At 62.6% G+C, this 9,168-nt stretch carries 14 protein-coding genes and 2 pseudogenes; 4 read left to right on the top strand and 12 right to left on the bottom strand.

What is annotated here, in order from left to right:
• Positions 1-143: 143 nt before the first annotated feature.
• Positions 144-806 (bottom strand): hypothetical protein, encoded by a 663-nt coding sequence (locus HMPREF2550_RS11180; RefSeq protein ID WP_141760598.1) that lies wholly within the window; start codon positions 804-806, stop codon positions 144-146.
• Positions 807-843: 37 nt separating this feature from the next.
• Positions 844-1,104 carry a DUF1707 SHOCT-like domain-containing protein gene (locus tag HMPREF2550_RS11175; protein ID WP_051904786.1) on the bottom strand — a complete coding sequence of 87 codons (261 nt, stop codon included), beginning with the start codon at positions 1,102-1,104 and terminating at the stop codon, positions 844-846.
• 51 nt (positions 1,105-1,155) lie between these two features.
• On the opposite strand from HMPREF2550_RS11175, the pseudogene HMPREF2550_RS12515 reads away from it, so the two are divergent.
• Positions 1,156-1,227: pseudogene (locus HMPREF2550_RS12515) on the top strand (hypothetical protein); the annotation flags it as partial.
• Positions 1,228-1,249: 22 nt separating this feature from the next.
• Here HMPREF2550_RS12515 and HMPREF2550_RS12510 read toward each other — a convergent pair.
• Positions 1,250-1,474: a hypothetical protein gene (locus HMPREF2550_RS12510; RefSeq protein ID WP_236620834.1), complete on the bottom strand. Its 225-nt coding sequence runs from the start codon at positions 1,472-1,474 to the stop codon at positions 1,250-1,252.
• Between the two features lie 33 nt (positions 1,475-1,507).
• Here HMPREF2550_RS12510 and HMPREF2550_RS12505 point away from each other — a divergent pair, with 33 nt between their 5' ends.
• Entirely contained in the window at positions 1,508-1,933 is a 426-nt protein-coding gene (locus HMPREF2550_RS12505) for a TipAS antibiotic-recognition domain-containing protein (RefSeq protein ID WP_246819812.1), read from the top strand.
• Positions 1,934-2,024: 91 nt separating this feature from the next.
• Here HMPREF2550_RS12505 and HMPREF2550_RS11165 read toward each other — a convergent pair whose 3' ends face one another.
• Both HMPREF2550_RS11165 and HMPREF2550_RS11960 read right to left on the bottom strand, forming a co-directional pair.
• Complete coding sequence (locus HMPREF2550_RS11165) at positions 2,025-2,267, bottom strand: hypothetical protein (protein ID WP_038589581.1); 243 nt, start codon at positions 2,265-2,267, stop codon at positions 2,025-2,027.
• A gap of 2 nt (positions 2,268-2,269) precedes the next feature.
• A complete protein-coding gene (locus tag HMPREF2550_RS11960; RefSeq protein ID WP_083317030.1) occupies positions 2,270-2,515 on the bottom strand; it encodes a ribbon-helix-helix domain-containing protein in 246 nt (81 codons plus the stop codon).
• A gap of 277 nt (positions 2,516-2,792) precedes the next feature.
• On the opposite strand from HMPREF2550_RS11960, the gene HMPREF2550_RS11955 reads away from it, so the two are divergent.
• Positions 2,793-3,134 (top strand): hypothetical protein, encoded by a 342-nt coding sequence (locus HMPREF2550_RS11955; RefSeq protein ID WP_070763128.1) that lies wholly within the window; start codon positions 2,793-2,795, stop codon positions 3,132-3,134.
• A gap of 78 nt (positions 3,135-3,212) precedes the next feature.
• Here the strand turns inward: HMPREF2550_RS11955 and HMPREF2550_RS11155 are convergent, their stop codons facing one another.
• The 6 genes and pseudogenes from HMPREF2550_RS11155 to arfB form a co-directional block, all read right to left on the bottom strand.
• Positions 3,213-5,105, bottom strand: a complete 1,893-nt coding sequence (locus HMPREF2550_RS11155; protein ID WP_070791114.1) for a heavy metal translocating P-type ATPase — start codon at positions 5,103-5,105, stop codon at positions 3,213-3,215.
• Positions 5,102-5,461: a Cd(II)/Pb(II)-sensing metalloregulatory transcriptional regulator CmtR gene (locus HMPREF2550_RS11150; RefSeq protein ID WP_038589587.1), complete on the bottom strand. Its 360-nt coding sequence runs from the start codon at positions 5,459-5,461 to the stop codon at positions 5,102-5,104. The genes HMPREF2550_RS11155 and HMPREF2550_RS11150 overlap by 4 nt, the downstream gene beginning before the upstream one ends.
• 82 nt (positions 5,462-5,543) lie before the next feature.
• Positions 5,544-6,161 (bottom strand): annotated as a pseudogene (locus tag HMPREF2550_RS11145) (alkane 1-monooxygenase); the annotation flags it as partial.
• A 96-nt stretch (positions 6,162-6,257) separates the two neighbouring features.
• Positions 6,258-6,800 carry a DUF488 domain-containing protein gene (locus tag HMPREF2550_RS11140; protein ID WP_038589590.1) on the bottom strand — a complete coding sequence of 181 codons (543 nt, stop codon included), beginning with the start codon at positions 6,798-6,800 and terminating at the stop codon, positions 6,258-6,260.
• 141 nt (positions 6,801-6,941) lie between these two features.
• Positions 6,942-7,181 carry a hypothetical protein gene (locus HMPREF2550_RS11950; protein ID WP_231910344.1) on the bottom strand — a complete coding sequence of 80 codons (240 nt, stop codon included), beginning with the start codon at positions 7,179-7,181 and terminating at the stop codon, positions 6,942-6,944.
• Between the two features lie 74 nt (positions 7,182-7,255).
• Entirely contained in the window at positions 7,256-7,699 is a 444-nt protein-coding gene (gene arfB / locus HMPREF2550_RS11135) for an alternative ribosome rescue aminoacyl-tRNA hydrolase ArfB (protein ID WP_070791170.1), read from the bottom strand.
• Positions 7,700-8,001: 302 nt separating this feature from the next.
• On the opposite strand from arfB, the gene HMPREF2550_RS11130 reads away from it, so the two are divergent.
• Positions 8,002-8,361, top strand: coding sequence for a DUF2200 family protein (locus tag HMPREF2550_RS11130; RefSeq protein ID WP_083319904.1), 360 nt, complete (start codon positions 8,002-8,004; stop codon positions 8,359-8,361).
• A gap of 268 nt (positions 8,362-8,629) precedes the next feature.
• On the opposite strand, the gene HMPREF2550_RS11125 is transcribed toward HMPREF2550_RS11130, so the two are convergent.
• Entirely contained in the window at positions 8,630-9,160 is a 531-nt protein-coding gene (locus HMPREF2550_RS11125) for a hypothetical protein (RefSeq protein ID WP_070791112.1), read from the bottom strand.
• Positions 9,161-9,168 lie beyond the last annotated feature (8 nt).

Here is a 9,168-nt window from a genome sequence, read left to right as displayed (position 1 = left end):
CGTAGGGGCTTTCCTGTTGATGAATCACGAATCCGTGCTGCTGAGGATGCCTTGGGACGTACCTTCCCAGACGTCTTGCGGCAGCGCTTGATGTCGGAGAACGGCGGCCAAATCGACGATGACGCACTGGGCGATCTAGCTGGTCATGGCCCCACCGTCCTGTCGGGAGTGCGGTTGTTTAAAGGGGGGTAATTTAGCACTTCAATGCCCACTTCGGCGTTGTCGTCGAGCATGAGCTGGCTGCCGAAGGGCAGGCTTGCGTCGGACGAGTACGAGAAATGGTTAGGTGAAACCCGCAGCCACACCCGCTTTCCTACGTACTCGTCCCAGCCATTGGTGTTGTCCGAGGTTCCGAAATCCCAGTGCTGCACGGATCCGAGGCGAGCGAAGGGGCTTTCCTGGGCGACCTGGCTTCCCGCCTTATTTGCCGTGATGTTGACGGGGGAGTCGAAGACCAGCACGTAGTACACGTTGTTCGGGTCTTCGTCGCTCGGAGTGGGGCGGCCCTTCCGGGCCTGTTCGGTCGACCATGCCTCCACGTTGCCGGTGACGAGCAGGTCACCGTTCGAGTCGACGACTACCGGCAGGTTTTCCGCAGTATCCGCCGGTGCCTCCGCATCCGCCGGTGCCTCCGTATCCCCGCCAGGCTCTGCAACCTCCGCAGACTCCACAACCTCACTCGAATCCGGGTCCACCCACTGGGTGGACGTGACCACCACGATCTCGGGCGCGCCACCTCCGGCGCAACCCGAAACCACCCCGACAGAACTAGCTACAACAAGCGCGAACGCACGACGCAAATGCATGCGCCCACTCTAACCGGTGGGCGCAGGAAACTCTCGGCTATTTCCCAAGCTCCTTGCGTCGCTCGGCGGCGAGTTTCTCATCCAGCTCGAGCTTGGACGGCGTCCGCTTCTTCAGTGAGACCGGTTCGGCCGGGAGGGCGTCGAAAAGCATGGAAAGCTCCCCGCGCGTGCGCGCAACTACGGCCTGATCTGTGCGTTCTTCGAACTCCCCAACGTCCAGGTGACCGTCTGCGAACAGTGTGCCCAGCTGGTCCAGAGCTTTCGAACGCTCGGCGTCGCCGACGCGGATTTCGTCCATTAATGCTTCCAACTTGCACTTGCCCCTGCGGCAAGCTGTTCAATCGTAACCATGGTAGATGGTATCGAATACACGATCGGCGAGGCCGCGGAAGCCCTCGGCGTTTCCACCAAGGCGCTGCGCCACTGGGAGGCGCTCGGCCTCATCACACCCGCGCGCACGTGGGGCCGACCACCGCGTTTACAGCGATGCGGACCTCGAGCGCGGCGCGGCCATCGCCCTCTACCGTGGAGTCGGCGTGCCGCTTGCGCAGATCGCGCAGCTTCTCGACGCCTCCGGAGCCGCTCTCACCCGCGCCCTCAAGCACCACCAAGAAGCACTCGCTTCTCGACGGCGCACGCTCGACGCCCAACTCACATCTGTCCAGCACCTCATTGACAACGCAACGAAAGGATCGACCGACATGGACGCAATGAAGAAGTACCTCGGCGAAGATATGCCCGCCTACCAGGAGGAGGAGGCGGAGCAGCGCTGGGGTGATACCCCGGAGTGGGCGCAGTCCCAGAAAAAGCTCGCTCATATGGGCGAAGGTGACTTCAAACGTCTGCAGGAAGAACAAGACGCGCTCGCCGCGGATCTGATCGCCGCACGCGATTCCGGCGTGGACCCCGGCTCCGAGGAAGCCGAAGCACTGGTGGAGCGCCACCGTGCAAGCATCGCCCAGTGGTACGAGGTGACCCCGGCTCGCCAGCTCATCCTCGCGCGCATGTACGTTGACGACGCGCGCTTCCACGAAGCCTACGGCGGCGCGCAGGACTACCTGCTCGAGCTGGTCACCGCCCACGCGGCGGCCGAAGGTGTGGACGTGGGCAACCCGCAGTGGGATTAGAAACCGCGCAGCAGGTGCCCCACCGTGCCCTGTTGTTTCTCTGGATTTACTTACTGTCTTTCGCGAAAGGTTTCTTTGAAACTATGCGTGACTAGTCGAGCAGGGCGCGGTACTGTTTGCGTGCCTTCATGGAGTGAATGACCGTTTCGGTGCTGTCGTCCCAGATGAGTACGACAATCTCGAGCAGCCTCATTGAGCTGTCGAACCCGAGGCGCAGTTCCCGTTGAGGGTGATCTTCGTCGAGCGGGGCCTTAAAAACACAACCTGATGTCGCGGCGGTAACTGTGTCTTCTGGCTTGATGCCGTGTTTCGTGGCGCTTCGGCGTACGTCCATTTCTAAATAGCATTCTTTAGCGCTTCGCGGATTGCCTGAGAGCGTGACCATCCGTTTGCAGCCGCATACTTGTCGAGGTCCGATATCTCCCCGGGGGAAAGCCGAATGGAGATAACCTTCGCAGCATCTTCGTTTCGAGGTTTCCTTCCACGTCGACGAAGTGTCTCTACGTCGTAGCCTTTCTCGGCTTCGGTTACCCACGCATCGATTTGCTCTTCGCTGACTAGCTTCCCGTTGATAGTTTTCATGCAGATAATCGTAATACGGAAAAGGACTTGGTGGCTAGGGAGAGGTTAGATTCTTCCGACAATTCGTCGATTTCAAATTCAACGTGGAACGCAGGGCGGAGCGTGGTTCACGCGTGGCCTTCACTGACGCTTTTCTCCGCCGCAGCACCCGGGGTACCCGCCGACACGCCATGTTATCGACCGACGGTCAATTCACGGTGGAGCACGTGGTCGCGGCCACAGGCACGTGGTCCGCGCCCTTCGTGCCCCACCATCCCGGTACCTTCCGCAGACGCCAATGGCCTCGTCGACCTACCCCGGTCCCGAACCATTCCGCGGCGCGAAGGTCGCGGTGGTCGGTGGTGATTCCGGCCAGCTCACCGCTACCCCCATCGTCGATAGCTTGAACGATCTCGACCACGATCATCTGATCTGGTGCACTGGTTTCCGTCCGGCCCTCGGCCCATTCCGCCACCTCATGCGCGGCCGCGAAACCGCGTCGAAGAATTTACATCTAGTGGGTTACGGCAACTGGACCGGCGACGGCTCGGCTACCCTGATGGGTGTCGGGCCCTTTGCCAAACACACTACCCAGGTAGTCGCGGGCCGTGCCGATGAAACTCGGCATCAAAAGTTTTGAGGCGACGCTTGGTCCCTGAGCAGCTCGATCCTTCTAAGATCCGCGCTGGAGAGCCAGCGCGCTGGGCGAAGGTGTGTCTCAGCGCTTCGCTCGTGCGGCCCGCAGGCCGTTCAAGATCACGATCACTTCGGCGACCTCGTGAACCAACACGACGGCAGCCAGGCCCAGCACGCCGCTGATCGCCAGTGGCATCAGCACGATGATGATGGCCAGAGACAGCACGATGTTCTGGTTGATGATCCTGCTGCCTCGCCGGGCGTGCTGCAGCGCCTGCGGGATCAACCGGAGGTCGTGGCCGGTGAAGGCGACGTCAGCGGACTCGATTGCGGCGTCAGAGCCGGTTGCTCCCATCGCTATGCCCACCGTCGCGCCCGCCAGCGCAGGAGCGTCGTTGATGCCGTCTCCAATCATCGCCGTCGGTGTTTTGGAGGAGAGCTCGGCGACGATGCTTGCCTTGTCCTCTGGGTGAAGCTCAGCGCGCACGTCGTCGATTCCGGCGATTTCAGCCAGCGCCCGGGCGGTGCGAGCGTTGTCGCCGGTGAGCATGCTCACTTCCACGCCGTTGGCGTGCAGGGTCTGCACGGCTTCGGGCACCTCGGGCCGCAGCTCGTCGCGGACCCCGATCGCCCCGGAGAGGGCGTCATCGACGGTGACAAGGACGCAGGTTTGGCCCTCGGACTCCATGCGCTCAACGTCTGCCTTTAGTGGCCCGGCGTCGATCCACCGGGGGCTGCCCACTAGCACCCGTCGACCTTCGACGGTGCCGCCGATGCCATGTCCGGCTTCCTCGCTGATGTCCTGGGCGACGGGCGCTTCGGGCACCGCTGCCGCGATCGCCGCAGCGAGGGGGTGCGTCGATTGCTGCTCAACTGCCGCCGCGAAGGCAAGCACCTGCGCCCGATCGAATCCGTCTGCCGGGACCACGTCGGTAACCTCGGGCTGGTTGCGGGTAAGGGTTCCGGTCTTGTCCACCGCCAGGTGACGGATGCCGCCGAGCCGCTCGAACGCAGCGCCGGACTTGATGACCACGCCGAACTGGCTGGCCGCGCCAATCGCGGCCACGACCGTCAGCGGCACGGAGATTGCCAGCGCGCACGGCGACGCTGCGACCAGGACCACCAACGCGCGGGTGATCCACGTCTCGGGGTCGCCCAGCAGCGAGCCAATCACGCCGACCAGCACCGCCAGGATCATCACCCCGGGCACTAGGGGTTGGGCAATCCGGTCGGCGATCCGGGCGCGGTGGCCCTTTTCCGCCTGCGCCTGCTCGACCAGGTCCACGAGTGTGGTCAGCGAGTTGTCCGTTCCAGCTGCGGTCGTCTCAATCTCCAGCACGCCGGCGGAGTTGATCGCTCCCGCGGGCACCTCGTCGCCGGGCGCGACCTCCTCCGGAATGGATTCTCCGGTGATCGCTGAGGTGTCAAGGCTGGAGCGCCCAGACCGAATGATGCCGTCCGTGGCGATCCGCTCTCCGGGGCGCACGAGCATCAGCTCGCCGGTCACGAGGTCCTTCGCTGCGACTTCGACCGCCGTGCCGTCGCGCAGCACCGTCGCGGTCTGCGGTACCAGCTTCAACAGTGCCCGCAGTCCGCCCTGGGCCCGGTCCATCGCCTTGTCTTCAAGCGCTTCGGCGATCGAGTACAGGAACGCCAGCGCCGCGGCCTCTCCGACGTAACCAAGGATCACCGCGCCGACCGCGCTGATTGTCATAAGCAAGCCAATGCCGAGCTTGCGCTTCGTGACAAGGTTTCGTACTGCGCCGGGCGCGAACGTATACGCTCCTAGCAGCAGGCTGACCCAGAACAGTACTGTCGCGGGTGCCTCTAGCCCGGACCAGCCCAGCGCCAGGCCTATGCAGAGGGCTACACCGGAGAAGATCGGCAGTAGCAACTCGGGGTCCTTCCACCATGGTCGATCGAGATCTTCGATCTCCGTGGCTGGTTCGTGTTCGCATCCACATGCTGAACTCATGCGTCCGCTCCTTTCCCGTCGCAGCCGGGCACCGAGCACTCAGGGTCGATGCACGGGGCGTTTTCGTCGACAGCCAACGTCGCGTTCACTAGCGCGTTGAGCGCTGTCGCAAGGTGCGGATCGGCGATTTCGTAGCGTGTCTTGCGGCCCTCCGGCTCGGCGACGATGATGCCGCAGTCACGCAAGCAGGTCAGGTGGTTCGAAACGTTCGAGCGGGTCAGGTCCAGGTCGCGCGAAAGCACAGCCGGGTAGCTCGGGCCGTCGAGTAGGGTCATCAGGATTCTGGAGCGCGTCGGATCCGCCATGGCCCGGCCGAGCCGGTTCATGACGTCGAGGCGTGAAGCAATAGTCAGCATGTGCTGAACTATACAGTAATTACTGAACTATTCAACACGCACTGAACTGACGTTGAAGCAAAGAGCTTGCGACCTGCAGGAATTAGTCGATGGGGTAGCCGGTAACTGGGCCTTCGCGATTCGGCTGCCAACCCAACGCGGGGGCGACATGCGTGGCGAAGTTGTCCAAGATCTTCACGTTGACGTCGACACCCATCCCGGTGGGGATGGTGATGAGTAGGGTGTCGGCGGACATGACTGCGGCGTCGGCATTGAGCTGCTCAATGAGTTTGTCCGGCTCGGCGGCGTAGGTGCGGCCGAAGGTGGAGGCGCCGACGTCGGGAAGCATGCCCACCTAATCGGAGCCGGAGGCCTGCATGCCGAACAACTGCATGTCCGCGCCGTCGACGATGGGGAAGACGGAGCGGGACACCGACACGCGCGGCGTCCAATCGTGGCCCGCCTTCTTCCACGCGGCGCGGTAGCGGCTGATCTGATCCGCCTGGATTTCGCCCAGGGTTTGAGCGGTGGTCTCGGAGACCAGGGTGGAGGACATCAGGTTGAGCCCGTCCTTGGCGGTTTGCTCGGCAGAAGCGTGGGTGCCGGAGCCGTAGAAAATGTGCTTACGCAGCTCGGGCACCATGGGGAAGACCGGCAGGGCGGAGCCTGGCTGGAACATGTTGGGGTACTGCCGGTCCAGCGGTGCGGCGGTGGCGAATCCTCTATGGGTACAAGTCGTAGGTCAGGCCGAGGATGATGCCGTGGCTGACTGAGTCGTAGTCCGAGTTTCCGCACCCCCTGGCCTCTGGTGTACGCGCTAGCCCCGCTCGGGGTAGCGCACGAGGAGATCGTTGCCGATGACAGCGCCGTCGTTGAGCGTTGCCTCGTTCACCTTCGCCCCGGCTGCACCCAGGCCCATAATGTGGCCAACCTCGTCACCGTGGGCGATGAGGTGGTCCGCGATGATACGCCGGTGGCAGCGCCACCACACCGCCTCGGCGCACATGATCGCGGTGGGGGTTTCGGCGGCGTTCGCCCGTAGCTGCGAGATCGCGTCGGAGAACTCCTCACCCAGCGCATGGTCGGCGTAATTGTGGAAGCTGCGGTTACGCCAGTTGCCGTTAACCTCAAACGGCACCGAGTGGGACACGTTGCGTCGTCCGGTTAGGCCCTCGCTTCTGCTGTAAGTGATGCCACATGTGGGAAGGTGTTCGGCAAGGTGGTCGCCGTTGAACCACGGGTACTTCCTGGACCCGGGCAGCTTGCGCACATCCACGATGGATGTCACACCGGCAGCCTTGATCATTTCAGCGAAGTCCTCGAACTCGAGGTTGGAGTGGCCCACGGTGAAAATGCGCATGTCACCAATGCTACGCGCCAAGCAATTACGCTCACATCGGCGTCCAGGTATCGTGCGTCGGCAGGTGGTCGGACCGGTAGAACGCGGGGTAGCAGGCAGGACGTTTAATGCATTCGCGCCCGCTTTTGTGTGGCATAAATCCTATTGCTGAATGCGCGCCTGATGCAGCCGGGCGTGGGCGAACGCGTCGAGGGTGTTGTCGAAGGCATGATTCTCGTGCACAAGTTGGTCAAACACGCCGAGCTCGCGCAATACCGGAACATGTTCTGGCTTCGTGGCTGCGCGTAAGACGGTGGTGCTGCGGCGTTCGAGGCACCCGATCGTCGCGCGGGACCAGTCCGAGCGGTGCCGTGCGAAACGTCGGGCGTCAATGACACCCAAAGGGTACACAGGTTCCATCCAGTGACAGTGGCATTCCCGGCTCTGGCCGCTACACAGCACCAGCGAAGGAGGAACTAGGGAATCTGCGGTCGTCGCCTCGTGGACTTGAGCTCCGAGCGCCGCTTCTTCGCCTCGAGACGACGCCGCACCGAGGCCCGCGTCGGCTTCGTCTTCCGCCGCGGTGGAGGAGGTGGGGCGAGCGCTTCGCGCAGGAGGGCGGCCATGCGGCGTCGTGCTTCCGCGCGGTTGCGGATCTGCGACCGCCGAGTCGAAGCGCTCACGGTGAGCACAGTGCCGTCCAGGCGGTGCTCGAGGTTGGTTAAGAGGCGTTGACGTTGGGCGTCGGAAAGCGATGCGCACGCTTCGACATCGAGAGAGAGCTGGACCTTGCTGTCTGTGGTGTTGACGCCCTGGCCGCCGGGCCCCGATGATCTTGCGAACCGCTCCGTCAGGTCCGCGGCAGCGATGACCACACCGCAGGGGATCCCTGGCCCGGGCGCGATGGTGAGGTCGTTCATACCGCCCACTTTACGTTCGTGATGGAGGGAGGCGTAGGTGCAGCCGTTCAAGTTGTCCTTGATCCACGTGGCGATGAGGCAGGCATCAAAGCGGTCCATCGTTTTTAGCTGCTGTCGTGCACGGGCCGTGAATTCGACCTTGTAATGGACCGGCTGTTTTGTCATTGGAGTTGTTACTGGTCGAGGTCGGCTGATGCGTAATGGTTGAACTAAGGTGGTCGCCGCGCGCCTACATCTCGCGTTCCTAAGGGGGACTCGGGCAACCACTCACAACTACACGAAGACGCGAGGGAGGAACATAAATGAACGAAGAAGCAATGCTTGAGCGGGTTTTCGCTTACCCTTTTGGCGACATTTACTCCAACTACGTGGCCAAGGTCGAGAGGAAAGGGCACACGCGCGAGGAGCTCGATGACATCCTCGGCTGGTTCACTCAGCTGAGTCCCGCGGAGCTCCAGGATGCGGCTGAGTCGGAGAAAACGCTGCGGGAGTTTTTCGCCGACCTCGCGCTTACCCCGAACGCGGAGTTGATTACCGGCAAAGTGTGCGGAGTGCGTGTGGAGGACGTCGAAAATGACCTCATGCGCCGCATCCGCATGATGGACTCGCTTGTCGACGAGCTCGCCCGCGGCAAGAAAATGGAAAACATCAAGCGCAGCTAGTTCAACATCGAGACAGGCGAGGACTCCCGGATGCGCTGCTACATCCGGGGGCTCTGTCCCTTTAGGACACCGCGAAAGCGGAGTCGGGTGCCTCGCAGCTCGGCCAGATCCTCGCGGCTGAAATTCATCTTGCTCTTCAACAGCTTCTGGTTCTTGCGTGCAGGGGGCGAGTTCGTGGTCATGGCTAATCCCTTCTGGGAAAAATGGTGCAGATCTACTGCCTGCATTCTACCAAAAATAGCTCCTGACCAGGCACGATATTGTTTCTTTAGTCCAGGATCTCCGGTTGGTAGTCGGAGTTGTGGATCATGACGGCCAGCGGCGGGAGCGAGATGTCGGTGCCGTAGGTCATTTGGTCGGGCCGCACGAGTACGCGCAGGCGGTGGCCCTCGTACTGCGTCCAGTCCATGCTTCCTGCGCGCGAACTCACTCCCACGATCGCCCACTCGGGGTGCTGCTCGATCATGCCGGCCCCGCCCTTCGCTGTCACCGGCACCTGCGGGTCGAGCTCAATTGCGTAATAGGTCGACTCGTTGTCCACATCACCTTTGACCTGCTCGTAAACGTCGGCCGGGGTCATGTCGCTAAAGTGCACGGCCTTGAGCGTGCCCGTCAGCGCAATCTCGTCGGGCGCGAGTTCTACAGTCGCAAGAGCTTGGCTTTCGACGCCCGCCTCCTCGGTCTCCGCACTGACTTCCGTCGACGTGACTGTCGTCGTGATCGCGGGCGGTTCGGGCGTATCCTCGCCCGCACATGCGGCAAGCGGGAGTGCGCTGAGCACTAGCAGGGTTTTTCGCATGGAACCCA

Origin of the sequence: Corynebacterium sp. HMSC074A01 (assembly GCF_001831515.1) — a bacterium.
Taxonomy (GTDB): Bacteria; Actinomycetota; Actinomycetes; order Mycobacteriales; family Mycobacteriaceae; genus Corynebacterium.
Note: the sequence above shows the minus strand (reverse complement) of the source record. Positions and strands in the feature narration are given on the sequence as shown.

What these genes read in the sequence shown, in the direction of transcription:
- HMPREF2550_RS11180 (WP_141760598.1), bottom strand. Translation starts at nt 806, where the DNA reads ATGCATTTGCGTCGTGCGTTCGCGCTTGTTGTAGCTAGTTCTGTCGGG.
- HMPREF2550_RS11175 (WP_051904786.1), bottom strand. Translation starts at nt 1,104, where the DNA reads ATGGACGAAATCCGCGTCGGCGACGCCGAGCGTTCGAAAGCTCTGGAC.
- HMPREF2550_RS12505 (WP_246819812.1), top strand. Translation starts at nt 1,508, where the DNA reads ATGGACGCAATGAAGAAGTACCTCGGCGAAGATATGCCCGCCTACCAG.
- HMPREF2550_RS11165 (WP_038589581.1), bottom strand. Translation starts at nt 2,267, where the DNA reads ATGGACGTACGCCGAAGCGCCACGAAACACGGCATCAAGCCAGAAGAC.
- HMPREF2550_RS11960 (WP_083317030.1), bottom strand. Translation starts at nt 2,515, where the DNA reads ATGAAAACTATCAACGGGAAGCTAGTCAGCGAAGAGCAAATCGATGCG.
- HMPREF2550_RS11955 (WP_070763128.1), top strand. Translation starts at nt 2,793, where the DNA reads ATGGCCTCGTCGACCTACCCCGGTCCCGAACCATTCCGCGGCGCGAAG.
- HMPREF2550_RS11155 (WP_070791114.1), bottom strand. Translation starts at nt 5,105, where the DNA reads ATGAGTTCAGCATGTGGATGCGAACACGAACCAGCCACGGAGATCGAA.
- HMPREF2550_RS11150 (WP_038589587.1), bottom strand. Translation starts at nt 5,461, where the DNA reads ATGCTGACTATTGCTTCACGCCTCGACGTCATGAACCGGCTCGGCCGG.
- HMPREF2550_RS11140 (WP_038589590.1), bottom strand. Translation starts at nt 6,800, where the DNA reads ATGCGCATTTTCACCGTGGGCCACTCCAACCTCGAGTTCGAGGACTTC.
- arfB (WP_070791170.1), bottom strand. Translation starts at nt 7,699, where the DNA reads ATGAACGACCTCACCATCGCGCCCGGGCCAGGGATCCCCTGCGGTGTG.
- HMPREF2550_RS11130 (WP_083319904.1), top strand. Translation starts at nt 8,002, where the DNA reads ATGAACGAAGAAGCAATGCTTGAGCGGGTTTTCGCTTACCCTTTTGGC.
- HMPREF2550_RS11125 (WP_070791112.1), bottom strand. Translation starts at nt 9,160, where the DNA reads ATGCGAAAAACCCTGCTAGTGCTCAGCGCACTCCCGCTTGCCGCATGT.